The sequence below is a fragment of the Lysinibacillus sp. TE18511 genome (assembly GCF_054062295.1).
The window spans coordinates 1-25300 of the sequence record NZ_JBSSFD010000023.1; the positions used below are offsets into that span (position 1 = coordinate 1).

Genomic DNA, 25300 nt, shown 5'->3' on the forward strand with positions numbered 1-25300 from the left:
TCACACCCGTTCCCATACCGAACACGGAAGTTAAGCTCTTTAGCGCCGATGGTAGTTGGGGGCTTCCCCCTGTGAGAGTAGGACGTCGCTAGGCAATTTAAAGCCTGAGAATTTTTTCTCAGGCTTTTTTATGTGCACGCGGCAAACTTGGTGAAAGTTCACTACAAGCTCGGCAGTAGAAACTCTTAGCGAAAGACAAGGGTGTTCATGATGATGTGGAATCTGAAGAAAGTCAGACGCAAAGTCTTGAACTGACGAACAAAAATCAGATACAAGGCTGAATTGGGACTGACCAGTAATTCTTGCAGTTACATGAGAGGAAAGTGGTTGCACTTATAAAGTCATCAGTTGAATCAAAAAGGTAAACGTCGCTGAAATGTCCTCGAATGTCGCGTGATGAGAGATTTCATTCATACAAAACTAGAGTACTTGTTGTTTCAATTTTAACAAGAAGTACTCTAGTTTTTATTTTATTATCTATTATGTTTATTCTCTACTATTTCGATACCTATTTGTATAGCCCTAAAATTCTAGGGCTGTTCTCAAATTGTTGATATAGGATTGACTGACAGGTAGTTCGCTTCCATCTGTTAAAGTAACAATAAAGTTGGAAGTCAGGTCCTTAGCCATTTTTTTAATGAAATGAATATTAACAATATAGGATCGATGAATACGAATAAAGAATGAAGGTAAACGCATTTGAAGCTCTTTAAGTGTAATACTTGTTTTAAATTGCTCCCCCTCTACATAAAACCACGTTTTTTTCTGCAGGCTTTCAATATGAGAGATTTTTTCAATCGCAACAGGATTCCATTCCTCATCTTGCTTTCCAGTTAAAAATTGAAAGAGCTCTACTTTCTTTTCGGTAAAGGTTGAAGGTAATACTACAACAAGCGCTGCAGGCACATCTAAAATGTTTATAGGGTAACCTATCCCATAATATGGTGTTTCGAATAAGGAATTATCTAAAACAGCGTCTGTCCGTTTCCTCGTGCGTAGAACTTGCTCTGCAATGCTGCCTGATTGTACTTGTTGGCCTACCTCCAAATTGATGTTTTGATGTCCAGAATGAAAATAGATATAGGAGTTTTCTGCTGCAATTGCAATGGATGAATTGTCTGGAACCCAGTCTTTTAACATTGAAATAAACTGTTGTGAAATATCTATTGGCAAAGAATTAAACTCATTATTCATTGTGAATATCCCCCTTGTTTGTAAACAGTTTACCAAATTTCGTCGTTGAAAAAAGCAGTTTCATCATTAAAATTCGGTATTTTATCTAAAAATAATGAAAATTCAGATGTGCTGTTATATATTAATTTACAACAAGTAAACCTGTTATGGAACAGCTAGTTGAAAGTTTTTTAACAGAGTATATTGTATACAAAGGGGAAGGTGGAATTTTAATATGTCAACACGTCAAGAAAAAATCCAAGCATTAGAAAAACAGTGGGAAGAAAACCCACGTTGGGCAGGCATTGAACGCGGTTATTCAGCTGAAGAGGTTGTTAAGTTACAAGGTTCTGTTGTACTTGAACAAACTTTAGCAGCTAAAGGTGCTGCTCGACTTTGGAATTCTTTACATGAAGAACCGTTCATTAATGCATTAGGTGCATTAACTGGTAATCAAGCTGTACAACAAGTCAAAGCAGGATTAAAAGCAATTTACTTATCAGGCTGGCAAGTTGCTGCTGATGCTAACCTTTCTGGTCAAATGTACCCTGACCAATCCTTATATCCAGCAAACTCTGTACCAGCAGTAGTTAAACGTATTAACCAAGCTTTACAACGTGCAGATCAAATCGATCATGCTGAAGGACGTGTAGATCAATTTGATTGGTTCGCTCCAATCGTAGCAGATGCTGAGGCTGGCTTCGGTGGTCCTCTGAATGTATTTGAACTTGTAAAAGGAATGATTGAAGCTGGTGCTGCTGGTGTTCACTTAGAAGACCAATTAGCTTCTGAGAAAAAATGCGGTCACTTAGGTGGTAAAGTTTTACTTCCAACACAAAATGCTGTTCGTAACTTAATTGCTGCTCGTCTTGCAACAGATGTGATGGGTGTTGATACAATTTTAATCGCTCGTACAGATGCTGACGCTGCTGATATGGTAACATCTGATATCGATCCGCGTGATGCTGAGTTTATTACTGGTGAACGTACTCCAGAAGGCTTCTTCCGTACAGAACCAGGCATCAAACAAGCGATTGCTCGTGGTTTAGCTTACGCTCCATATGCAGATTTGATTTGGTGTGAAACTTCTAAACCATCACTTGAGGAAGCTCGTGAATTTGCAGCAGCTATTCATGCTGAATTCCCAGGTAAATTGCTAGCATACAACTGTTCACCTTCATTCAACTGGAAAGCGAATCTATCAGAAGATGAAATCGCAGAATATCAACGCGAGTTAGGTAAGTTAGGATATAAATTCCAGTTCGTTACATTAGCAGGTTTCCATGCATTAAACCACTCTATGTTTGAGCTTGCGCATGATTATAAAGATAATGGTATGGCTGCATACTCTAAGCTACAACAAGCTGAGTTTGCATCAGAATCAAAAGGCTACACAGCTACACGTCACCAACGTGAAGTAGGTACTGGTTACTTTGATGAAGTATCTCAAGTTATCTCTGGTGGTACTTCTTCTACAACAGCAATGGCTGGCTCTACAGAAACAGAACAATTCGTATAAGTTTTATAAAGTACGTGTTTTCCTAAATTCATAATCATAGATCTGTCTCCTCCGCTCCTCCTAAAGCGGGGGATGACTACTTAATATCGCAAAGGTGGGGGAAATAACTGATGGAACAAGCAACAACAGGTAAGCTTAAAATTGTTGGGGAACAAAACGAGCAAACAAAAGAAATTTTAACACCAGAAGCCCTTGAGTTTGTTCTTGCCCTGCACGAAAAATTTGATGCTCGTCGTAAAGCGCTGTTAGAGGCTCGTCAAGAACGTCAAAAGCGTCTTGATGCAGGTGAGAAACTCGACTTCTTACAAGAAACAAAGCATATTCGTGAGGGAGATTGGACAATTGCACCACTTCCAGCAGATTTGGAAGACCGTCGTGTAGAAATTACTGGACCAGTTGACCGTAAAATGGTTATTAATGCTTTAAACTCTGGTGCAAAAATGTTTATGGCCTGCTTTGAGGATGCATCTGCTCCGACATGGGAAAACATGATTGGTGGCCAAATTAATATGCGTGATGCTATTAATAAGACTATTGAATTTACGCAAGCATCCAATGGTAAAACATATAAGTTAAACGAAGAAACAGCTGTATTATTAGTTCGCCCACGTGGTCTTCATTTACTTGAAAAGCATGTACTAGTAGATGGCGAACCGATCTCGGGTAGTTTCTTTGATTTTGGTCTGTATTTATTCCACAATGCTAAAAATGCATTGGCACAGGGTACAGGGCCTTATTTCTACCTACCGAAGCTTGAAAGCCATTTAGAGGCTCGCTTATGGAATGATGTCTTTGTTTTTGCACAAGATTATATCGGAATTCCACAAGGGACAATTAAGGCTACTGTATTAATCGAAACCATTTTAGCAGCATTTGAAATGGATGAAATTTTATTTGAACTACGTGAACATTCAGCGGGTCTGAATTGTGGACGTTGGGATTACATTTTTAGCTATATTAAACGTCTGCGCAATCAACCTGATGTAATTTTACCGGACCGCGGACAAGTAACAATGACTGTACCATTCATGAAGGCATATACGTCTTTATGTATTCAAACATGTCATAAACGTAATGCTCCTGCGATGGGCGGTATGGCAGCACAAATCCCTGTTAAGGGTGATGATGATGCGAATGCTGTGGCTTTTGCAAAAGTTGCAGAAGATAAACGTCGTGAGGCAACAGATGGCCATGATGGAACTTGGGTAGCACATCCAGGTATGGTAGCAACGGCGATGGAACAGTTTGATGCGATTATGACGACACCAAACCAAATCCATAAAAAACGTGAGGATGTAAATGTTACAGCGGAAGAATTAGTAGCTGTTCCTGAAGGTACAATTACACTTGAAGGTCTTCGTATTAACTGTAGTGTAGGGGTTCAGTACATTGCTTCTTGGCTACGAGGCAACGGAGCTGCACCGATTAATAACTTAATGGAGGATGCTGCAACTGCAGAAATCTCTCGTACACAAGTATGGCAATGGATTCGCCATCCAAAAGGTGTTTTAGAGGATGGGCGTGGTATTACATTGGCATTCGTACTAGAAGTCTTGGAGGAAGAGCTTGTGAAAATTAAAGAGGCTGTTGGGGAACAAGTCTATAACAGCGGTCGCTATGAAGAAGCTGCTGAGCTGTTTAAATCTTTAATTGAGCAAGATGAATTTGCCGAATTCTTGACGCTTCCAGGTTACGAAAAATTAGCTTAACTTGCTTTCAGCAATCGCTGAAAGAGAGGAACTCAGTCTAAAAGCGCCACGTCCTGTGGCAACGACTGAGTGACCAACGTCGTGCTGCTGACGCTGCGTTAGCACTACGCTTTCGCGCAAAAAACATTTGTTGGCCCAAAGCCTCCGGCGGATGTGAGATCCGAATCTACTAAACGAACATATCCAACTTTCCTAGATTGTTGTGGACTGAACTCGAATGGAGTCCACTCTATTTTCCACTAATGTAAACGAGCGGGGTCTGTTCCCCCGTTCCTTACTGAGAATTGAGCATGGTTACAAAATAAAAGGGGTCTACTTCTAAAAGTAAAGAGATTTAAAGGGGTGAAAGATGTCTTGCGGGCTTAGATGGGGAGCTTGTAAGGCATCTTTTTATCTTCATTCTAAGGAGGATCGTAAAATGCGTAATAAAGAATTATTATTAGTTCCTGGACCAACTCCAGTAGAAGCTGAAATTTATGATGCCTTAGCAAGTGAAACGAGGGGACATACAGATCCACGTTTTGTTTCGATCTATAAAAATGCCATAGAACAAACAAAAAAAATATTACAAACAGATGGCGAGGTTTTCGTCATAGCCGGATCTGGGACACTTGCTATGGAAATGGCGATTGTTAATACGGTTGGCAAAGGAGAAAAGCTACTCGTAATTAGTCACGGTTATTTCGGTGACCGATTTACACCATTAGCCAAAGCTTATGGTATTCATGTAGAGGTACTACAGGCTGAATGGGGTAAGCAGGCCGAAGTTTCTGCAGTTGAAGAAAAATTGGCTGAGGGGGATTTTAAAGCTGTTACTATTACACATGCGGACACTTCTACAGGTGTAGTATCCGATTTGGATGCATTAGTACCAGTCATTAAGAAAGCCGGGGCACTTGTTATTTTAGATGGGGTTGTAGCGACAGCTGCCCTTGATGAAAATATGAGCAAGGAATATGGCCGTCCTGAATATAAATTAGATGTTGTATTAACAGGGTCACAGAAGGCAATTGGTGTACCACCCGGTTTAGCGATTATCGCCTTCAATCAATCTGCTTTAAAGGCACGTGAAGCATTGGGCTCAATTCCTGCCTATTATAGCGATATTAAAAATTGGATTCCGGTAATGAATGATCCAGGAAAATATTTTGCGACACCTCCTGTAAACCTAATTTATGCATATGATGTGGCGATGAACATTGTACTAGAAGAAGGGATGACAAAACGTGAGGCACGTCATGTCGCATATGGTTGCGCAATAAGAGCTGCATTGTCCACATATGGTATGGTGGCACTTGCTGAAGAAGCGGTTGCGGCACCTACGCTTAGCTGCTTACTGTATCCTGAAGGGGTAGAGGATGCAAAGTTCCGTGCAAAACTTGCAGAAAAAGGCGTGATAGTAGCTGGTGCACTAGCGCATTTAGCAGGAAAGGCCTTCCGTATCGGGCATATGGGTAACACAACTCCTGCAATGCTAGAAGAGGCAGTAAGAGTAATAGGGGAAACATTAAATGAAGTAGGATGCATAGTGGATATAGAACAAGCTACTGCATGTTTACAAGAAAAATTAGCAATTGTTGCGAAATAGCTACTGTTGAAAAGAGATGTCTCATGATGTAATGGGACATCTCTTTGTCAATTCACAAAGCCGTCATAGCCTATATTGCCAACGGTTTGTATAACTGTTGATTCAATTCGAGGTTCTTCTTATATACCTCTAAAAATCTCCCTCTTCTTTATGCACAAAAAATGATAATTTGTTATATTGGTTATATAACAAATGTGGAGATGATAGGAATGTTTATTAAAATAGAGCCACAATCTGACGTACCTATTTATGAACAGGTAACACGTCAAATTATTGAAGGAATTGCAAGAGGGGATATGCAGTCAGGGGATACTTTGCCATCTGTACGTAATTTAGCGGCTGATTTAGGTGTTAATATGCACACGGTTAATAAAAGCTATCATGAGTTAGAGGCGAAAGGGATCATTACAATCAGAGCCAAATCAGGTGCTATTATTCGATCTACAGAGGAGCGCATCTTAACTTCTGAACAATTACAGCAAATTGAAAAAATTTTAAAGCCTGTTGTGGCAGAAGGAATGGTGCTCGGTGCTACAGTCGAGCAGATTGAGCGCATGATGAAAAAGGTATGTGCTGATTTGCAAATCCCAATAGAAGGAGTGTAGCAAAATGCTGCTTGGCTTTTTTGCCATTACTTATATTGCTGTTGATTTCTCTCTTTTCGTTATAATATGAATGAAAGTAGATATTAAAAGATCTCCTCATTCCTCGCGGAGCAACGTTCAACGATAGACTCAACGGATGCTTGCAGATTGTCTGCGGATAGGAGCGGAATTTTTTGAATTGGATGGAGGTAAGGCTTGAATGAAAATTCTCGTTGTAGATGATGATGTACATATTTTGCAGCTAGTGAATATTTATCTGACAAGAGAGGGCTATCAGGTGTTGCAGGCGGAAAATGGACAAAAGGCCCTGCAATTACTTGAAGGAAACTTGCCTGATCTGGCTATTGTGGATGTCATGATGCCAGGGATGGATGGCTTTACATTAACCGAGACATTGAGCCAGGATTATGATATTCCTGTATTGTTATTAACGGCAAAGGGCGAGCTTGAAGACAAGGAACGAGGATTTTTGGCAGGCTCAGACGACTATGTTGTGAAACCATTCGAACCTAAAGAATTACTGTTTCGCATAGCTGCCATATTGCGTAGACTAGATAAGAAAAATCAGGTAACAATCCAGGTGGGTAGACTAGTCATCGATCGTCGAAGTTTTGAAGTAATCATTGGGGAAGATACACTTGTTCTGCCTTTAAAGGAATTTGAGCTATTGGCATTACTAGCATCACGTCCGAATCAGGTGTTTACACGTAGTATTATTATGGAACAGGTGTGGGGCTATGATTATGATGGAGATGAGCAGACTTTAAATACGCATGTAAAGAGGATCCGTGAGCGTCTGCATCGTTATGAAACAGATGTTGAGATTACAACGGTCCGTGGAGTGGGTTATAAGCTCGAGGTTAATGCATGATGAAAACGTTATATAGTAAGTTTGTTGTCACGACTTTGCTCGTTATGATTGGCAGCTTGTGTATCGGTTTTTTAGTAACAAATACTTATTATCATCAAGTTATAAAGGAAAAAAATGATGCTAAAAATGTGAATATTGCGCAGGATATTACGAAATACATCGAGACAGCAAAGCCTGACGATTTAGATAATTATTTTACAACTCTTGGCGAAATTGGTTATCAAATTTATGTAACAGCTGGTGATGAAGGGGAATTTTACGGTGGTAAATATCGCGATAAAACACTGTCATCTAATACTGTTGATCGTGTTTTAGACGGAGAAATTTATCATGGTATGCGCGATTTTCCAAAAGAGACTTTTATGACAGGCTTTTTTGCGAATGAGCTAATTAATACGATAGGTGTACCATTTACATATGAAAATAAGCATTATGCACTGTTTATCAGGCCTGATATTCGCCTGTTATTCTCTGAGGTGCATACGATACTTGGTGGACTTATTCTTGTGATGGCAGTACTTAGTCTATTGGCAATGCTACTTTTTGCAAAAGCATTAATTCGCCCTATTACACAGTTAACAGAGGCAACACATCAGCTTGCACATGAAAAGTTCGATACGTTACTGGATATAGATCGAGCAGATGAAATTGGACAATTAGCAGTTAGCTTTAATGTCATGACGGAAAAATTACAGGAAAATGATCGAATACGTAAAGAGTTTATTAGTAATGTATCCCATGATTTTCAGTCACCATTGTTGAATATTCAAGGCTATGTTGATTTGCTAAAGAATCCCTTGCTGACTGACAAGGAAAGGCAGGAATATACGACAATTATTGAGCTAGAAACGAAGCGTCTGTCGACATTAACGAAGCAATTACTTTTACTAACGTCACTCGATCAATCTACAAGGTTATTAAAGTGTGAGCCTTATCGTTTAGATGAGCAATTGAAGGAAACTGTAAGAAAATATCGCTGGCAACTTGAAGAGGCAAATGTACAATTATCGTATCAGCTTGAACCAGTAACATATGATGGTGATGCGGGTCTATTACAAAATGTTTGGGATAATTTATTGACGAATGCCATTAAATATAATGTTGAAGGTGGAGAAATTCATGTACATTTGCAAGAATCCTCAACTTCAGTTGAAGTAATCGTTGAGGATAGCGGTATAGGGATGACTGCTGATCAATTACAAAAGGTATATGATCGCTTTTATCGCGCGGATGCCTCTAGAACAAAGCAAGGGACTGGGCTTGGACTGGCCATCGTAAAGCAAATTGCTGAGTTACATGGAGGAACGGTTCAAATGGAAAGTGTTATTAATTCGGGTACGAAGGTTCGTATCGCCTTACCAAAACAACTGTAATGAGGAGTTCATGTAAAGTTCATGTTCACACGATAGACTACTTAATAAGTTGAAAAAGCTTAGGAGGAGTTAACGTATGGAACAAAAATGGAGTTTACGCCTTATTCGTCTTGCTGCGATTTTTGCCTTATTTGGTACGTATCTAGGTTCACATATGTCTGGTACTGGTAGTTATGAATATAGACCGATACATGCACACATTTTATTAGTTGGCTGGTTAAGCATGTTTGCATGGGGCATTTTCTATCGTGCCTTCAAAGTTAAATCACAAAAATTAGTAGCGGCACATGGTTGGACAGCAATTCTTGGTGTTTTTGGCTTAACAATAGGCATGTGGTTCTACAATATAAATCCATTTAATTTTAGTAATACATTTACATTGATTTTCTTTATCGTAGGTGGGACAACGCTATTAATTAGCTTTGCTTTATTTATCTTTGTAACATTTATGGTAGATCAAAAAGAAGACATGCAAAAATAATGATAATCCCGTGTCACGATCGTTAGAGGGTGACACGGGATATTTTTTTAGGAAAAACTATTCTATTTTTTCAAGAGACTTCTTAAGCCATTTTGTTGCCTCCGTATAATCCTGTGCAACACCTTGTCCTTTTTTGTAAAGCATACCAAGCTGGAATTGAGCCTTTTGATGTCCCTGGTAAGCTGCTAATCGATACAGTTGGGCTGCCTTCGCAAAATCCTTTGGCACACCTTGTCCATGGCTGTGCATTTGAGCTAGTTGGTACTGTGCTTTGGCATGTCCTTTTGCCGCAGCTTGTTCAATCCATTTTGCGGCTTCTGTGTAATCCTGTTCGACACCTTTTCCCTTATCAAATAAATTACCGAGCTGATATTGAGCGCCTGCATGTCCTTGGATGGCTGCAAGTCGATAGCAGCGTCGTGCCTCTTCTAAGTCCTGGGCGATACCCAATCCTTGTTCATATAACAACCCCAATTGATATTCTGCGTTAATATGAGATTGATCGGTAGCGGCTCTCCACCATTTCACTGCTTCTACATAATTCAATTCAGTTGCGTATAATAATGCGAGTTCGTACTGAGCGTTAGCATAGCCCTTTTCAGCAGCCTCTTTAAAAAAGGGTAAAGCTTTGTTAGGTTGCTGAAGTTGATATACATAGATGCGTCCAAGCTCAAAGCCTGCACTGATATGTCCTTGGTGAGCAGCAAGCTGTAACCAATCTTTAGCTAAAGCAATATCATTTTCTTGGACATAAAGGACACCGAGACAGTATTGAGCATTTAAGTGTCCTTTATGCGCAGCGAGCTTAAACCATTTAATAGCCTCTACGCAATCTTGAGGTATACCTTGACCAGTGTTATATAGCATCGCCAATTGAAATTCAGCATTTGTATGGTCCTGAAGTGCAGCTAAGTGAAACCACCTCGCAGCTTCTTCAAAATTTTGCGTGATACCACGACCTTTAAGATACAAATAGCCAAGATTATACTGAGCACTTGCATCGCCCGCTAATGCAGCCATTTCAAAATAGGTTATAGCTTCCTCATAGCTTTGCTTGACACCAGTTCCATTGTGATAAAGGAAGCCAAGATTATTTTGAGCACTTGTATTCCCTTGATTGGCCGCTAGAATATACCACTTTGCTGCCTCGGCAAAGTTTGGTGTCATGCCAAGCCCTTGATTGTATAGAACGCCTAAATTATACTGTGCATCTGCATTTCCTAAATCTGCAGCCTTTTTATAATAACGAGCTGCTTCTTCATAATTTTGTATTACACCATGTCCTAAATGATAGAGCACGCCTAAGCTATAAAGTGCGTTTGCATCATTGTGCGAAGCGGCGCGTTCATACCACATTTTTGCTACCGCATAATTTTTCTTTACACCGCGGCCCTGGTTATAGAGAGCGCCTAAATTATATTGAGCACTTGCATTCCCTTGTTTTGCGGCAATCTCAAACCAACTTGCCGCATTTTTATAGGCCTCGGGTGACTGTTCTTCTTGAAGCCATGTATTTAAATTAAGCGCTGAAGTTATATCTTCAAAGGGGGCTATGTGAACCATTTTTTCCTTTAAGCTACGGTCATAGCGGTCAATAAACCATTCTACAATATCACTTATATAATCAAGAACAATTTTTGCCGCCTTTGCCTCCACGATTTCACTACTATTACTAGAAGTCATTTTGTTTGCAAGATTCATTAGTAGATAAACCCGACGTGGATGAATTTTTGCAACAAAGCTACGATTATTGAGTAATGATCGGGTATTTTTTAGCTTCGGTTCGGTATGCATTTCCAGCTTATAGAGCTCATATAAAATTTCCTCCAGTACAAGGAGTGATTTTTGTAGAGATATAGCTGGCTTTGAGATGGCGAGCGAGCTAGCGTCCTGAAAGTTTTTAGCCATTTTAACGAAGGACAAAGCTTTTAATTTCTTGCAGTGATCTTGGGAAATTTCATATTGAATGACGATAGGGACTCACCTCTTTCGAAAAAATCCTCTTTCTTCATATATCGGGAAAATATTAATATTATTGATGTGTTTAACTTATTTCAGCAAATGTCTTTTGAGCGGCAGGTACAGAAGTCTTTCCCCTCGCCGCTGCGTTAGCACTGTGCATCTGGAAACAATGATGCCGAGGGGTCATTGGTTTGGAGTCTTCAGTTGAATTGTCCTTTTTACATGATACTATTTTGTATAAGGATATTCGTTGAGATTCGTAGTAGCTATTGCTAAGAAAGTCATTCGGAGGATAGAAATAATGAAGAATATTGCAGCAATCATTCCAGCATTTAATCCACAACAATCACTTATAACTTATGTACATCAACTATTAGCAACTACAATTACACAGATTATTATTGTCAATGATGGTAGCGATGAAAAATATGCAGGTATTTTTGAAGAGTTAAAGAAAATTGACAGCTGCAAAGTGTTAGAGCATGACCGTAATATTGGAAAAGGTGGGGCACTAAAGACAGCATTTACTTATATATGGTCGCAAAGGGGTTTGTGCCAGGGTGTGATTACAGTAGGGGCCCATGGTCAACATACATTACAAGATGTGAAATTAGTATTAACCATGACGAAGGTGTTTTCTGAAGGGATTGTGCTAGGGATACGTAACTTCCACTCTTCCGACAGCACTCTTTTATCATACTGGGGCAATCGTGTAACAAGCTTGTTTTTTGAGCTCCTTTATCATAGAAAACTAATGGATACACAAACAGGCTTACGATTTATCTCTATAAAAGAGCTACCATGGCTGCTAAAAGTAAAAGGTGAACGATATGACTATGACACAAATATGTTAGTTGCTGCACTTAAAAGACAGTGTCCAATTTTTGAAGTAGAGATAGGTCAGATACGAATAAAGAAAAATACAGTGATCCAGTATGATGAAATAACAAACGCTAGGTCAATTATTGCTAAAATGCTTATGAACTATTTAAAACCAAGGAATAGGTAGGTTTAATTTTGAAATAATGTGCTAGGATAAAGAATAATAATTACTCAAGAACGTAGCGAGTATGAAAAAAGGAGCAATGATGATGGAATATTCAGATCAAGTAAAAAATCGTGTGAAACGGATGGAAGGCCAGCTACGTGGAATTTTGAAAATGATGGAAGAAGGAAAGGATTGTAAGGCAGTCATTACTCAATTATCGGCAGTACGCTCAGCAGTAGATCGTACAGTAGGTGTAATTGTCAGTACGAATCTTTTAGAATGTGTACAAAATGCTGAAGGTGACGGCGAGAAAATGAATGAAGCTATTCAAGAGGCAGTCAATTTAGTAGTAAAAAGTCGTTAACATAAAGAAAAGCCAGCTTATGTAGAAAAGGCAATTCATAGATAGAAAACTCACTAAACAGGTGGGTTTTTATTTTTTTTTGCAAAAATCGGTACTTATATTTTATTCAAGGGAGTTTTTACCTATGTATTAAAATTTATTATGTGGTTAAAAGTCATAGTTAGTGAACTTGTACGATAGATTTGTAGTTACTTTCTCTGTTATTCTTGATTACAAGAACATAACAAACGGGAAGGTGATTTATTATGAAAAAATGGTTGATAAGCGGTGCAGCATTACTGATGTTGAGTCCAACAGCAGCTTATGCTCAAAATACGGACACTCATCCAGTACATACTTCCTCAGTTATTGCTCATAAAGTAGTAGCCAATACCAAAGTAACAACTTGGGATCAATTCACAACAGAAATCGTAAAGCAATTAAATAATTTCGAATCGGAAATTAAAATTACATATAGCGGACCAATGACTGATTTCAATAAAAAAATTAAGGAGTCATTTGAAAAAGCTCAAGAGCAGGCGGTCTATGCGAGTGGTCACATGGAAAGTACTACTATTTCTGCAGATTCAGCAGGCAATGTGACATTTAAAATGAAATATTTCACAGACCCAACGCAAGAAGCGGCCGTACAAAAAAAGATTGATCAAGTATTAAAAACAATTATTAAACCTTCAATGACAGAGTTCGACAAAGTAAAAGCGATTAATGATTATATTGTTTCAAATACAGCATATAGTACTAAAACAAATGCTAGCCCTCATGGTGCATATGCATTGCTAATGGAGGGACAAGCTGTATGTCAAGGCTACGCGTTAACAGCCTATAAAATGTTGGAACAAGCGGGAATCGAAACAAAGTATGTTGTAGGTTATGTTGATGGTAACCAAGCACATGCATGGAATTTAGTGAAGGTTAATGGTCAATGGTATCATCTAGATACAACATGGAATGATCCATTACCAAATCGTTTAGGTGCCTCTTCGTACGATTATTTTTTAGTACCGGATGCACAGCTTAAGAAAGACCATACATGGATCGCTTCAGATTATCCTGCTGCAACAAGTACAACATATAACTATATGCAAAATGTTCATTTCGCTTATCAAGTTAATAATACACTGTACTTTAGTAATACAGCGGATAACGATAAATTGTATAAGCTTGATTTAACTAACGGTAAGAAAACAAAAGTTATTGATAAACGTGCCTTGTATATTACAGGAGCGAACAACAATTTATATTTCAGTGATTACAGTAACGGTGGTTACTTAACAAAATTAAATCTTCAGACATTAAAAACTGAGGTGCTTGTGAAGCAATCAGTGGCTGACTTAAGCATTAGTAATAATTATTTAAATTATTATGTTAATGCAAAAGAACAAAAGCTTAAAATAAACTAAGCTTCTATGTAAACAGGTCGCCGCTTGCGGATGCGACCATACCCTACAAATATCTTTATCTATTTATAAAATGAAAGCACAAAAGGACTTCTAAGTGAGTTCTTTGTGCTTTTTTTGTATATAATGAAAACAGGAAAACAGTCGGAGGTGAGCATTTTGTGGAAAAAATTAGCCATTATCGTAATAATCGTAATTTTTATTGACCCTATCTATACAGCTGGTAAAGCAGTTGTACAACAAGTGATCACTTGGGCAAATAATGATGAAATAGAAACGATGCTTCTCTCAACGAAGGAAAAAATTATAGATGCTACTGCTAAGCTTTCAGAGAATGCCTCAATTGAAACGGCCACACCTATAGAAGAAAAGCCAGAAGAAGGGGTAGCTGTTACAGCTTCAACTTCCAAAACACCTGAAGCAAAGTTAGTTGTTACGAATGCAAAGGAAATGGCTGATGCGATGTATGCGTACTACAGTAGTTTTTCACCTACGTTTGAGATTCAATATAAAGGCAATACACAGCGGATTGAGCAGATAGTGGAAGAAGCCTATGAAAATGCTATAAAGCGAGATGATTATGTATATGGGCATATTAGCAAACATTCTATTCGTTTTGAATATGGAGGGAAAACAGCTACCATCTTTGGTGAGCAAAGTTATTTAATGACACCAGAACAGGCGGCATCTGTTGAAATGAACGCTCAAGAGATTATAGCCTCTATCAATAAAAAATCATTAAGTGATGTAGAGAAGGTTAGGGCTGTCAATGATTATATCGTTGCTACCACCGCCTATACAGAACAAACGAATGCAAGTCCACATAGCGCATATACAGTGCTTACAGAACATGGTGGTGTTTGTCAGGGCTATGCATTGTTAGCGCATACGATGTTACAAAAGCTAGGGATAGAAACAAAATATATAGTAGGCTATGTCGGACAGCAAGGACATGCTTGGAATTTAGTAAAGTTGGACAATCAATGGTATCATCTCGATACTACATGGAATGATCCAGTACCTGATCGTAAAGGATCGATACGCTATCAATATTTTTTAGTGGATGATCGAACGATGGCAAAAGATCATACGTGGATTGCTGAAGACTACCCAAAAGCCACGGGTACAACGTATAACTACTTTCACGATGTAGATTTCCCTGCACAAGTAGGACAGCAAATATTTTATAGCAATATTTCTGATGATAATAAATTGTACGTGCTTGATTTGAAAACAGGTAAATCGAAGCGTGTTTCCCATTCGCGTGCACAATATATCGTTTATGCAGATGGTTGGTTATATTTTAGTAATTATTCACGCGGAGCGTATTTAACGAAAATTCGCCCGGATGGAAGCGGGGAGCAAATATTAAATCGGGAAGATACGAAGGATTTATTTGTGAAGGATGGCTATCTATATTTCACGACAAATGAACTGAAAAAAATGGCACTTTAATTTCATTAACATAATAGAATTTTAACAACATGAAAAGCCTATGACATTACAGACTGTCATAGGCCCTTTTTGTGCGCTCTATAAGATAATAGATCGGTTGGTGCTGACATAAAGAAACTTCTATTTGCGGATACTTCGATTTCATTTCCTGGGAAAAAATTTTAAAAATTAATGGGTTATGCTTAATGGCACCACCATTACAATAAAGGTTAAATACGTCTCCTTGATAGCTAATTTTTTTCAACAAGGCGCTAGCAAGGAGCACTAATTCATGGGCAGCACGTATCGATATTTGAATGGCGCATGAATCCTTTTTGGTCACGGCATCTGCCAAAAAGGCACCCATTTTGGCAAGCTGTGCATTCGTGTAAGATGGGTGGAACAGCCAGGCAGCTAACTCCGTAACATCTTGGATACGTAAGTAATCATAGATAGTATCTTTTAATAGGGTTGGCTCACCACGCCCGTCTTCCATTCGGAAAATAGCGCGGATAACCTCTTGTCCTAACCAATAGCCACTACCTTCATCTCCGGCACGATGCCCCCAACCACCTGCACGTACTATTTGCGAGCCATCAAATGCGTACGCAATTGCTCCTGTTCCAGCTATGAGTAAAGCGCCTGCCTGTCCTGCGGTAACACCTAATAAAGTAGCTTGTGCGTCATTTTCAATAATAAGTGTTGTTATTTTAAGTTGTAATGCCGATAGCGCTTTATGAACAATTGCAGACACCATTTCATGATCTTTAGAAGAATCAATGCCAGCCATTGCAAAGGTAGCTACATCGATTTGAGAGACGGCCTGACTTTGCAAAAACTGCTGTACATGTATTAAAAGCTCTTGCAATATTGCTGTAGCAGATTCAGCGCCAATAGCTTGATAGTTCGAGCCACCTGTTGATTTAGTATATTTTATTTCACCAGACTCGGCATGTACGACCGTACATGCCGTTTTTGTAGCACCACCGTCAATAATAAGTAGCCATTCCATCATTGATTCCATTCCTCGATAAATACTGTTAATTGCTGTTCCGCCTCAACAATCATAGACTCCTTCAAACGAATCCATTCATAAAGGTTATGAGCATTTGCCTTGGAGCGTTCAAGAGATGCCTTCATCGTTTCTGGCGCTGGGCCACCAGGTAACGTTCGGACACCGACAAAAGTCTCTGGCTTTAATGTGTTATAAAAATCCTCTTCAGAAATATTTAATGCTTTACCAGTAATCAATTTGGATTGGGTATTCGCTAGACCCCATGTCAGACTTGCAAGAGATTCCTCACTGTGAGAGAGTAGTACCTTTACACACTTACTGACAATACTGTGAGCTTGGCGGAATGAAATCCCTTCAGAGCGCACTAACGTATCGGCAAGCTCCGTTACATTGGCAAAACTATTCTCTGCACGATTTCTTAGTTTTTTCTTGTTTACATTCATCGTAACGACAAGTGAACCAAATAGCTTGTAAATACCTATTAAACGGTCAATAGCACGCCATAAATAGGGCTGCATATCATCTTCAGTGTCTACGATATCTCCAAACGGTGTATTATGTACCATTTGCAATACTGTACTAGCATCCCCAACAACTGCAGATAGTAATGAACGTGTGTGCTCGATCGAAACGGGATTGCGCTTTTGAGGCATGATAGAGCTAATTTGTACGTATGGACTTGCCAGCGTAAAGGCATTGAATTCCTGTGTAGCCCATAGTAAAAAGTCTTGAGATGTACGACCGAGATTAAGTGCCGCAAGCTGAACAATACTTGCTGCCTCTGCAATATAATCCGCACCAGCAACAGCATCCCACGCATTTTCGATAATATCATCGAATGCCAATAACTCACACATACGCTCTCGACTAATGTTGAAGCCGGTTGTCGTTAATGCTGCTGCTCCCATACTGCTACGATTCACGGTTTTATAGACATGCTGCAAGCGTTCAAAGTCTCGTTCAAGTTGATCGATGACAGCTTTCAAATAATGGGCAAAAGTTGTTGGCTGTGCCTGCTGCGTATGAGTATAGCCAATCATAATCGTATCAACATGCTCCTCAGCCGCTGCGATTAAATCATCCCGTAATGTCAGTAATTCTCGCATGAGCAATAACAATTTTTTTCTTAAAGTCATACGATAGATGGCAATGCCCATATCATTGCGACTTCTACCAATGTGAAGATTCCCAGCAACATCTCCAGCAAGCTCTATTAATTTATTTTCGATACGGAAAAATAAATCCTCATATCGCGGGTTGTAATCCTCTATACGGTAATAGTTCAAGTCTAGTTTTTTTAGTGCAATACCGATTTGTTTGACTTCTTCTTTTTTTACAAGTCCCTGTTCTTCTAACATTTTTAAGTGTGCAATATTGATTTGTAGCATAATTGTTAAAAAATTCTTCTTGGCTTCTTCATAAGCTGGCTGTAAGACAATTTTGCGATAAATATTAGAAGGGAAAATCATCCCATCTTCTTGCTGTGTTTTGTTGCGGAAATCTTCAAACATAGTAATTGCCTCCTAGTAAATTAGCAGTTATATGGCCGAACCAGCACTGCCTTTAGATAACTTCTCGGAAATAATAAGTACAATTAAAATTAAACAAATTTGTAAGACGCCATATGCACAAGCAGTTCCAAATTTAAACGCATACAATTTTTGAAATATCGCCACAGATAATGGGATTGTTGACGTACTGTAAATAAGAATTGACGCTACGAATTCACCGAAGCTTTGAACAAGTGCTAGTAACGTACCTGCCAAAATGCCCGTAAATGTAAGTGGTAAGACAATCCGTCTAAATGAATACCACCAAGTTGCACCTAAGCTTCGTGACGCTTCTTCGATAGACTGATCTAATTGCACAAGAGATGCCGATGTAGACCGGAAAACGAGCGGTAAATGTCTAATGAAATAGGCTAACGGCAAAATCCAGAACGTCCCGATCAGAACCTGATTAAAGGCGAATATATTTTCCGTACTAAAAGCAGCAATCAAATTGACAGCTACAACGGTTCCTGGTAACGCCCAAGGAACCATAATTAAAATATCGAGCAATGTCTTGCCTTTAAAATTTAAACGTACCATCGCATAGGCTGCTGCGACACCGAATAGGATATTGCCGAGTGTTGCAACGATCCCCATTTGAATGGAGTTCCAAATAGGTCGCCATGTTCGCTCATCCGTAAAGAGCGCTAGATAATGATCCAGTGTATAGTCGGTTGGCAAGATTTGTGTTTTCCATGCACCATCTACTGAAAATGAAATTAAGATAAGAACTAAAATCGGCAAAATTAAAATTAATGTACCTATAAAAGACGCGATAGTCGCAATCATCTTCATTCCTTTTGAAGAAACTTCAGATCGATGAACACTAATACCTTTGCTTAGATTTTGATAGTTTCGGCGGTTTTGATACCAACGCATAATAATTAAAAAAGTAATAGACACAAAGGATAGAATCATAGATTGTGTCGCTGCCATATCTAAATTCCCGTTCGTACGTGATAAATAGATTTGCATCGTCATCGTACGTTCGACACCGAACATTAAAGGTGCTGTATAGGAGGCCATGGATATCATAAATACGAGTAAGGATGAGGCAACAATTGAGGGTGTTAACATGGGCAAAATAACCTTTGTCCATACTCGAATACGCCCTGCACCTAGACTAGTTGCCGCCTCCTCTAGAGCTGGATCTAACCCCTTTATAGCAGCGGAGGCAGTCAAATAGAAGTAAGTGTACATCGTGAATGTATGGACAACAATAACGCCCCAGATGCCTTTTAATGAAAAGGGCACTTCATGTAAGCCGAATAGGTGTTGAAACGCACGTGGAAATATACCGCTTTCCCCATATAAGAATGTAAAAGAAAGTACACCTACTAATGGCGGAAGAGCCATAGGTACCAAAACTAAAATAGAGAGTACGCGTCTACCTGGAAAATCGTAACGCTCGAGTAAGAATGCCATGGTAACCCCAACGATTGCACAGCAAATAACACCAATAACGGATATATATAAACTAGTCCATAATGCTTCTATATTGGCGGGGCTAGCGAAATTAAAAAACTGTTTATAATTAGCTAGCGCATCATCACTAGAAAAGCTTTCTATAAAAGTTTGATAGAACGGGTATACCACATAGGCAAACAACACTAAAAATAAAGGTGCAACTAATATATACACAAACCAATTTGAGCTTGTTAGTCGTGTCCATGCATTTCCTTCAGAAGGTTTGAGGTGCGTTTTTTCCATGTTGTTACCCTCCTATTCCCCTAAAAAATACAGTGAATCTTGGGCTATAGTTAAAGTGATTTCTTCACCAATTTTTTTTAACTGACCGTTCATGTTGATGATCATTACTTTTAGTGAAAAATCTAGACATTCCACCATGTAGTTCACACTAACCCCTGTAAATTCCACAAAAGTGATTTTACCTGTTAATGTGTTTTCACCAGTACCTTGATGGATCGATTCAGGACGAATAGAAATAAACACTTTGTCTCCAATCATATGCGTTAAAGAGGGGGAGCTTTGTTGCTTTTGCCCAGTGAGAACAAGTCCACTTGCTGTTTTTACTTGTATATCGTTACCATTGACGGCGTCGATTGTCGCTTCCAGTAGGTTTGTCTCGCCAATAAAATCTGCTACGAAGCGGTTTGAAGGACGATTATAAATCTCTTGCGGAGTACCGATTTGTCTGACGTTCCCATTTTCCATGACCATAATACGATCTGACATAGACATCGCTTCCATTTGATCATGCGTAACATAAATTGTTGTAACACCAAGCTCAGATTGAATACGTTTTATTTCAACGCGCGTTTCTTCGCGTAATTTAGCATCTAAATTAGACAATGGCTCGTCTAACAATAAAATATCAGGCTCTATCACAAGAGCTCTTGCCAAGGCAACCCGTTGCTGCTGCCCACCGGATAATTCATTTATTTTTCGATTGCCATATTGCGATAAATGTACAAGCCCTCTAATGCGGTCAACCTTTTGCTTAATCTCCGCCTTTGAAAATTTCCGTACTTGTAAGCCAAAGGCGATGTTTTCGTCTACTGTCATATGAGGAAAGAGGGCATAATTCTGAAACACCATACCGATGTTCCGTTTATTGGGCTGAAGTCTTGTCACGTCTCCATCATCAAAAAATATTTTCCCTTCTGAAGGGTAATAGAAGCCTGCAATCATTCTTAAGGTTGTTGTTTTACCACAACCACTTGGGCCAAGAAACGTAAAAAACTCACCAGCTTGAATATGAAGATTTAAATCTTTTACACCAAACACTTGACCAAATTGCTTAGAGACATTTTCTATTTTGACACTTTTCAAATGCAATGCTCCTTTCTCGCAGAAAACTAGTTGCACGAAGCCTCGAGCAAAAAATTACTCGAGGCTTAAAACATGAACAATATTCAATAGATCCCTTTACGATGTTAGAGCCATTGGACAGTTAGGAATTGGTTACTTTTTCCCGCGGCCTTTAATATTGTTATCCCAATGCTCCATCCACTCGGCTTCTTTTTCAGACATGAGCTGCCAATCTATATCAAACGTTTTTAAATCTAATTCTTGATACCACTCAGGCATTTCGGCTTTATCGATATCTGAGCGAGTAGGAATTTGATAGTATTCATTTGCTAATTGCGTTACCATTCCTTTTTCGAATAAGAATTCTACGAAGAGCTTTGCATTTTCTATATTCTTGGCATTGTTTACAACTGCAACACCATCAACTAAAATCGGTGCACCACTTTTCGGATAGATGTAATCAAACGGATAATCAGTCGTATATTTCTTTAATAAAATATCTTGTAAATTCCATAAAGAAACGCTGCCTTCTTGTCGTGTCATCTTCAAATAAAGTGCATTTGGATCTTGTGTATATTCTTTCGTGTTGGCATCTAATTTTAATAACCAATCGTAACCCTTCTCAGGTGTATCTGCGCCCTGACGTACAATCATTGATGAATAAATAGTACGCATCGTACCAGAAGCTAACACACCACGAATTAAAATTTGATCCTTCCATTTTGGATCTAATAAATCATCCCAATCTTGTGGACCGGTTTCTTTCGTTAATAAATCACTGTTAATCATAATCACTTCGGGCAGTAGCATTTCCCCGAACCAACGACCATCTGCATCCTTATGCGCTGCATCAATGGAGTCGATAAAACTAGGCTTCCAAGAATGGAGTAAATCTTCATTGGCACCGACAATTAGTGCGGATTGCGTACCGCCCCACCAAAAATCTGCCTGAGGATTTGCTTTTTCACCACGCAGACGTTCTAAAATTTGCTGTGCGCCCATCGTTAAAAACTCCACTTCAATGTCCGGGTACTTTTCATTAAACTGATCGATTACCTTTTGCACCATTGCTTCATCACGCCCCGTATAGATCACAAGCTTTCCAGATGGTGTAGCTGCTACATCTGCCTTTTCAGAATCGGATGTTTTGTCGTTAGCGGTTGCATCTTTTTTAGAATCCTTGTTGTTATCACTACTACAAGCAGCCAAGACAAGAAGCATCAGTACAAGTACAAAACCGAAGATACGTGTTTTTTGCATAATCTTCCTCCTTCCTAATAGTGAAAAACTTACATATAGCAGTATAATCCGGAGACACCGCATTAATGTTAGAATAATCGAAAAAATATAATGCCGTGCTCGAATACTAAGAGAATAATAGGTATCGACGACATTGGCGAAATGAAAAAAGCCCCTTTAAAAAAGAAGTTCTTCAAGATTAAATGTAAACTCGTCAATTTGAAAATTTCAGTAAAATTGGTTATCGAAATATGTCCAAAAGCAAACAAATATTGATTTTAATAGTTTTGAAATGTATGCTACCGTTTGAATAATAGCTAAAATAAGGAGGTTCTAACAATGCCATCCCAAAGCTAGGGTGATGATCAAGGGGGCTTTAATATGAGTAGTAAAGCTTTGAAGATTTTCACCGCTTTAACGATGATGTTGGGAGTGGTTTTGGGAAGTATGGAAAGATCTTTTGCGCAAGATTTGCAGGAACAAGAGATCTTCGAAACGGATTTAGATATTAGGAGTAACACGTGCACAATTTACGGCGTTTATGTATCGGGCGGTTGTTTTATAATTACAGAATGCTGAAAAAGGGGATGTATCAAAAAAATGATACATCTCCCTTTCTAATTTAGATTAAAGTATTTATTTACTAACAGGTTCTAAAGATTTTTTCTTTTGTTGCCGCTGAGCAAGTATTGTCGGAAGCATCATACCGATAATAACCAAGATAATACCTGCTATTTGTAAAGAAGTTAATGGTTCATGTAGAACAATAACGGAAACGGTAACGGCAACGGGTAGCTCTATAGCACTTAAAATGGAGGCAAGCGCTCCTCCCACTTTCGGAACAGCTATAGAAAATAAGTAAATCGGCAAAATAATACCGAAGATTCCAAGTGCTAATCCAAATTTCCATAAGCCCTCGTTAAATAATTTTCCATTCCAAACAATTTCGGGGTTTAGGAAAATACAAATTAAAATAAGGGCGACAAAGGAAACAATCAACACGCGTGATGTAGTGGTAATACCCTCCACAGGACGTGAATTAAATTGGATAAAGCAAGCAAAGGTAAAGGCAGCTGTAAAACCAAGCAGCCATCCTTGAATAGGAATACCGCTTAAATCTACATTTAGTACACCAGCAGCTAAAATGGTTCCAGCAAATAATACAATGAGAGAAATCACTTCAGCTCGACTTGGTAAGCGTTTATGTAGCGCGCAATCTAATAATAAGCCGATCCAGGTGAATTGGAACAGCATGACTACTGCAAGAGAGGCTGGTAGATACTTTAATGATTCACCGTAGACAATTCCAGTAGTACCAGTAAATATTCCAGCGCAAACTAAAATAAGCAGTCCCTTTTTAGAAAGCTTCGGTAATTGCCTTTGTGTCGCTATAAAAATAGTTAGAACTAGCATAAAGCCAATAATATATTGACTTGATACTGCTTCTCCTGATGTAAAGCCGTGCTGCATAGCCACTTTGACAATTGTCGATAAAATCCCATAGCTACTTGAAGCGATCACTATTAATAGAGCGTATAATAAATTTTTATTCATGTTTTTGTGTTTCACATCCTAAAACTGTTTCACCATATGATGGAATGGTTCATCGATTATGGACCATGGCTCAGTAATAACAAAGCCCAGACGTTCATAAAGGCGACGAGCATCTTCTTTTTGTGTTTCAACATTTAATGATAATTTTGCATAGCCTCGTTTTTGTGTTTCCTCTATTGCGAATTGTAGTAATAATGTTCCAATTCCTTTTCCGCGAGCTTCTGGTGCTACACAAACAGTATCAATATAATATTCATCTTCGTGAGCCTCTTTATCGATGATAATAGATGGCGCATTTTTTTCTTCAAGCCATTTTACGAGATTTGCATCCATTTGAATGGCTTCCACACCATTATAGTAAACAAGAATTCCTAATACGTGCTCATTCTCAACAGCAACAAAGGTATTTAAATAGGAATGTCGATTGTCCTCACGTTTGAATAGTACAGTAAGTTCTTGTTCAACGGCTTTAGCTGTTTGTTCTCCTGTTAAACGGTTGGCAATATCACCAATCGCATCAATAATTAATGGTACAACGGCATGGGCATCCTGTGGTTGTGCTTGTCGAATTGTAATACTCATTGTCAAAATCCCCACCTTTCTATATAGGCAAGTATAACAAAGATAGAGGATGTCTCAAGTTTTTGAGTTACCGTGTTGGCTTCTTTACTATTTTTCCGAAAGTTTAAAACTTTATTCGACAACAAATTTCGTGGTAATCTAATCTATAAGGTATAGACATTCGGGAGGACAACAATGACAAAGGAAGATAAGGATTTTATTTTAGTCTACGGAGACGCTTTTATTGACTATATTGCTGATGATGTAACAAATACATCTTTTACTAAATATATGGGTGGTGCAACGGTGAATGTTGCTGCAGGTATTAGCCGTATCGGTGCTCCATCTGCATTAATTACGATTACAGGAGATGACGAAGGCTCTGAATTTGTTCGAGATGGGCTTGCGCAAGAAGGGGTAAACCTGGATTATGCAGTTTTTGACCCTGCGAAGCGTGTTAGTGGTGTTTATGTACATTTAACAGAAGAATGTGAGCGAATTTTTAAGGATTATGTCGATGAGACGCCTGATTTACAAGTAGAAGCATCCCAATTAAATGAAGCAGCTTTTAAACATGCATCTGCTTTAACTGTGTGCTCGGGTACAATGTTCCATCCTACAGCCCTTGAAACAACACGTGCCGCTGTAGAGATGGCAAAGGAAAAAGGGGCAATTATCGCGATGGATGCGAATATTCGTCCTCTTCGTTGGAGTAGTGAGCAAATTTGCCGTGAAACGATCACGTCATTTTTTGAGCATGTAGATATTTTAAAAGTCACGGATGATGAATTATTTTTCCTTACTGAAACGACTAGTTTGGAAGAGGGCATTGAGCAATTAAACAGTTATTTAGTGCCCATTATTTTAGTAACAGTAGGAGAAAATGGCACATATGCGGTATTAAACGGTGAAGTTATCCATGTACCGACAGAAAAGGTTGTGCCAGTAGATACTACAGGTGCTGGAGATGCATTTATGGCTGGTGTATTACGCGATGTTCATTACAATGGCTTACCTACAACGGAAGAGGAACTTGCTCGTTGTGTAAACTTTGGTAATAAGCTAGGTGCTTTGGCAGCAACTAAAGCGGGGGCATTAACAGCTCTTCCGTATTATGATGATATTAAGCATTTGCTTAAATAGTC

Annotated in this window: 22 protein-coding genes and 1 rRNA gene; 14 read left to right on the forward strand and 9 right to left on the reverse strand. The window is 38.9% G+C overall.

From position 1 onward, the window contains the following. A 5S ribosomal RNA gene (rrf, locus tag ACVWXS_RS16040) occupies positions 1 to 94 on the forward strand; the annotation flags it as partial. 428 nt (positions 95 to 522) lie between these two features. Here the strand turns inward: rrf and ACVWXS_RS16045 are convergent. Continuing rightward, a complete protein-coding gene (locus ACVWXS_RS16045) occupies positions 523 to 1194 on the reverse strand; it encodes a LytTR family DNA-binding domain-containing protein (RefSeq protein ID WP_456959029.1) in 672 nt (223 codons plus the stop codon). Between the two features lie 214 nt (positions 1195 to 1408). Between ACVWXS_RS16045 and aceA the strand changes: the two genes are divergently transcribed. The 7 genes from aceA (at position 1409) to ACVWXS_RS16080 (ending at position 9319) form a co-directional block, all read left to right on the forward strand. Next, positions 1409 to 2692 (forward strand): isocitrate lyase, encoded by a 1284-nt coding sequence (gene aceA / locus ACVWXS_RS16050; protein WP_456959031.1) that lies wholly within the window; start codon positions 1409 to 1411, stop codon positions 2690 to 2692. 110 nt (positions 2693 to 2802) lie between these two features. After that, positions 2803 to 4401 (forward strand): malate synthase A, encoded by a 1599-nt coding sequence (gene aceB / locus ACVWXS_RS16055; RefSeq protein WP_368638076.1) that lies wholly within the window; start codon positions 2803 to 2805, stop codon positions 4399 to 4401. Positions 4402 to 4819: 418 nt separating this feature from the next. Next, positions 4820 to 5989, forward strand: a complete 1170-nt coding sequence (locus tag ACVWXS_RS16060) for a pyridoxal-phosphate-dependent aminotransferase family protein (RefSeq protein WP_456959033.1) — start codon at positions 4820 to 4822, stop codon at positions 5987 to 5989. 209 nt (positions 5990 to 6198) lie between these two features. Further along, positions 6199 to 6594, forward strand: a complete 396-nt coding sequence (locus tag ACVWXS_RS16065; protein ID WP_456959035.1) for a GntR family transcriptional regulator — start codon at positions 6199 to 6201, stop codon at positions 6592 to 6594. A 199-nt stretch (positions 6595 to 6793) separates the two neighbouring features. After that, entirely contained in the window at positions 6794 to 7465 is a 672-nt protein-coding gene (locus ACVWXS_RS16070) for a response regulator transcription factor (protein ID WP_456959036.1), read from the forward strand. Beyond that, entirely contained in the window at positions 7465 to 8838 is a 1374-nt protein-coding gene (locus ACVWXS_RS16075; protein WP_456959112.1) for an ATP-binding protein, read from the forward strand. The genes ACVWXS_RS16070 and ACVWXS_RS16075 overlap by 1 nt, the downstream gene beginning before the upstream one ends. A 76-nt stretch (positions 8839 to 8914) precedes the next feature. Further along, positions 8915 to 9319, forward strand: coding sequence for a hypothetical protein (locus tag ACVWXS_RS16080; protein WP_068986155.1), 405 nt, complete (start codon positions 8915 to 8917; stop codon positions 9317 to 9319). 57 nt (positions 9320 to 9376) lie between these two features. On the opposite strand, the gene ACVWXS_RS16085 is transcribed toward ACVWXS_RS16080, so the two are convergent. Then, complete coding sequence (locus tag ACVWXS_RS16085) at positions 9377 to 11227, reverse strand: SEL1-like repeat protein (RefSeq protein ID WP_456959038.1); 1851 nt, start codon at positions 11225 to 11227, stop codon at positions 9377 to 9379. Positions 11228 to 11582: 355 nt separating this feature from the next. On the opposite strand from ACVWXS_RS16085, the gene ACVWXS_RS16090 reads away from it, so the two are divergent. The 4 genes from ACVWXS_RS16090 (at position 11583) to ACVWXS_RS16105 (ending at position 15485) form a co-directional block, all read left to right on the forward strand. Beyond that, positions 11583 to 12290, forward strand: a complete 708-nt coding sequence (locus ACVWXS_RS16090; RefSeq protein WP_456959040.1) for a glycosyltransferase family 2 protein — start codon at positions 11583 to 11585, stop codon at positions 12288 to 12290. An 82-nt stretch (positions 12291 to 12372) separates the two neighbouring features. Further along, entirely contained in the window at positions 12373 to 12633 is a 261-nt protein-coding gene (locus ACVWXS_RS16095) for a metal-sensitive transcriptional regulator (protein WP_053993550.1), read from the forward strand. Positions 12634 to 12878: 245 nt separating this feature from the next. Beyond that, a complete protein-coding gene (locus ACVWXS_RS16100; RefSeq protein WP_456959042.1) occupies positions 12879 to 14033 on the forward strand; it encodes a transglutaminase domain-containing protein in 1155 nt (384 codons plus the stop codon). A gap of 147 nt (positions 14034 to 14180) precedes the next feature. Then, entirely contained in the window at positions 14181 to 15485 is a 1305-nt protein-coding gene (locus ACVWXS_RS16105) for a transglutaminase domain-containing protein (protein WP_456959114.1), read from the forward strand. Positions 15486 to 15531: 46 nt separating this feature from the next. Here the strand turns inward: ACVWXS_RS16105 and ACVWXS_RS16110 are convergent, their stop codons facing one another. The 5 genes from ACVWXS_RS16110 to ACVWXS_RS16130 all read right to left on the reverse strand — a co-directional run bounded on the left by ACVWXS_RS16110 (position 15532) and on the right by ACVWXS_RS16130 (position 22061). After that, the gene (locus ACVWXS_RS16110) at positions 15532 to 16488 is read right to left on the reverse strand and encodes an N-acetylglucosamine kinase (protein ID WP_456959043.1); all 957 of its coding nucleotides are present in this window, start codon (positions 16486 to 16488) and stop codon (positions 15532 to 15534) included. Next, entirely contained in the window at positions 16476 to 17990 is a 1515-nt protein-coding gene (gene argH, locus ACVWXS_RS16115) for an argininosuccinate lyase (protein WP_427421320.1), read from the reverse strand. The genes ACVWXS_RS16110 and argH overlap by 13 nt, the downstream gene beginning before the upstream one ends. Positions 17991 to 18017: 27 nt before the next feature. Then, positions 18018 to 19739, reverse strand: coding sequence for an ABC transporter permease (locus tag ACVWXS_RS16120; RefSeq protein WP_456959046.1), 1722 nt, complete (start codon positions 19737 to 19739; stop codon positions 18018 to 18020). 12 nt (positions 19740 to 19751) lie between these two features. Next, complete coding sequence (locus ACVWXS_RS16125; protein ID WP_456959048.1) at positions 19752 to 20822, reverse strand: ABC transporter ATP-binding protein; 1071 nt, start codon at positions 20820 to 20822, stop codon at positions 19752 to 19754. A gap of 132 nt (positions 20823 to 20954) precedes the next feature. Continuing rightward, a complete protein-coding gene (locus ACVWXS_RS16130; protein WP_456959049.1) occupies positions 20955 to 22061 on the reverse strand; it encodes an extracellular solute-binding protein in 1107 nt (368 codons plus the stop codon). Between the two features lie 360 nt (positions 22062 to 22421). Between ACVWXS_RS16130 and ACVWXS_RS16135 the strand changes: the two genes are divergently transcribed. Further along, complete coding sequence (locus ACVWXS_RS16135; protein WP_456959050.1) at positions 22422 to 22619, forward strand: hypothetical protein; 198 nt, start codon at positions 22422 to 22424, stop codon at positions 22617 to 22619. Positions 22620 to 22676: 57 nt separating this feature from the next. Here the strand turns inward: ACVWXS_RS16135 and ACVWXS_RS16140 are convergent, their stop codons facing one another. Further along, complete coding sequence (locus tag ACVWXS_RS16140) at positions 22677 to 23594, reverse strand: EamA family transporter (protein ID WP_368638062.1); 918 nt, start codon at positions 23592 to 23594, stop codon at positions 22677 to 22679. 18 nt (positions 23595 to 23612) lie between these two features. Beyond that, positions 23613 to 24176, reverse strand: coding sequence for a GNAT family N-acetyltransferase (locus ACVWXS_RS16145; RefSeq protein ID WP_374964245.1), 564 nt, complete (start codon positions 24174 to 24176; stop codon positions 23613 to 23615). A gap of 174 nt (positions 24177 to 24350) precedes the next feature. On the opposite strand from ACVWXS_RS16145, the gene ACVWXS_RS16150 reads away from it, so the two are divergent. Next, positions 24351 to 25298, forward strand: a complete 948-nt coding sequence (locus ACVWXS_RS16150) for a carbohydrate kinase family protein (RefSeq protein ID WP_068986143.1) — start codon at positions 24351 to 24353, stop codon at positions 25296 to 25298. Positions 25299 to 25300 lie beyond the last annotated feature (2 nt).

Excerpts from the sequence above, each read along its gene's own strand:
- aceB (WP_368638076.1), top strand. The coding sequence starts at position 2,803 with ATGGAACAAGCAACAACAGGTAAGCTTAAAATTGTTGGGGAACAAAAC.
- ACVWXS_RS16145 (WP_374964245.1), bottom strand. The coding sequence starts at position 24,176 with ATGAGTATTACAATTCGACAAGCACAACCACAGGATGCCCATGCCGTT.
- ACVWXS_RS16060 (WP_456959033.1), top strand. The coding sequence starts at position 4,820 with ATGCGTAATAAAGAATTATTATTAGTTCCTGGACCAACTCCAGTAGAA.
- aceA (WP_456959031.1), top strand. The coding sequence starts at position 1,409 with ATGTCAACACGTCAAGAAAAAATCCAAGCATTAGAAAAACAGTGGGAA.
- ACVWXS_RS16140 (WP_368638062.1), bottom strand. The coding sequence starts at position 23,594 with ATGAATAAAAATTTATTATACGCTCTATTAATAGTGATCGCTTCAAGT.
- ACVWXS_RS16095 (WP_053993550.1), top strand. The coding sequence starts at position 12,373 with ATGGAATATTCAGATCAAGTAAAAAATCGTGTGAAACGGATGGAAGGC.
- ACVWXS_RS16070 (WP_456959036.1), top strand. The coding sequence starts at position 6,794 with ATGAAAATTCTCGTTGTAGATGATGATGTACATATTTTGCAGCTAGTG.
- ACVWXS_RS16075 (WP_456959112.1), top strand. The coding sequence starts at position 7,465 with ATGAAAACGTTATATAGTAAGTTTGTTGTCACGACTTTGCTCGTTATG.
- ACVWXS_RS16150 (WP_068986143.1), top strand. The coding sequence starts at position 24,351 with ATGACAAAGGAAGATAAGGATTTTATTTTAGTCTACGGAGACGCTTTT.
- ACVWXS_RS16090 (WP_456959040.1), top strand. The coding sequence starts at position 11,583 with ATGAAGAATATTGCAGCAATCATTCCAGCATTTAATCCACAACAATCA.
- ACVWXS_RS16100 (WP_456959042.1), top strand. The coding sequence starts at position 12,879 with ATGAAAAAATGGTTGATAAGCGGTGCAGCATTACTGATGTTGAGTCCA.
- ACVWXS_RS16065 (WP_456959035.1), top strand. The coding sequence starts at position 6,199 with ATGTTTATTAAAATAGAGCCACAATCTGACGTACCTATTTATGAACAG.
- argH (WP_427421320.1), bottom strand. The coding sequence starts at position 17,990 with ATGTTTGAAGATTTCCGCAACAAAACACAGCAAGAAGATGGGATGATT.
- ACVWXS_RS16080 (WP_068986155.1), top strand. The coding sequence starts at position 8,915 with ATGGAACAAAAATGGAGTTTACGCCTTATTCGTCTTGCTGCGATTTTT.
- ACVWXS_RS16135 (WP_456959050.1), top strand. The coding sequence starts at position 22,422 with ATGAGTAGTAAAGCTTTGAAGATTTTCACCGCTTTAACGATGATGTTG.
- ACVWXS_RS16130 (WP_456959049.1), bottom strand. The coding sequence starts at position 22,061 with ATGCAAAAAACACGTATCTTCGGTTTTGTACTTGTACTGATGCTTCTT.
- ACVWXS_RS16045 (WP_456959029.1), bottom strand. The coding sequence starts at position 1,194 with ATGAATAATGAGTTTAATTCTTTGCCAATAGATATTTCACAACAGTTT.
- ACVWXS_RS16110 (WP_456959043.1), bottom strand. The coding sequence starts at position 16,488 with ATGGAATCAATGATGGAATGGCTACTTATTATTGACGGTGGTGCTACA.
- ACVWXS_RS16120 (WP_456959046.1), bottom strand. The coding sequence starts at position 19,739 with ATGGAAAAAACGCACCTCAAACCTTCTGAAGGAAATGCATGGACACGA.
- ACVWXS_RS16085 (WP_456959038.1), bottom strand. The coding sequence starts at position 11,227 with ATGGCTAAAAACTTTCAGGACGCTAGCTCGCTCGCCATCTCAAAGCCA.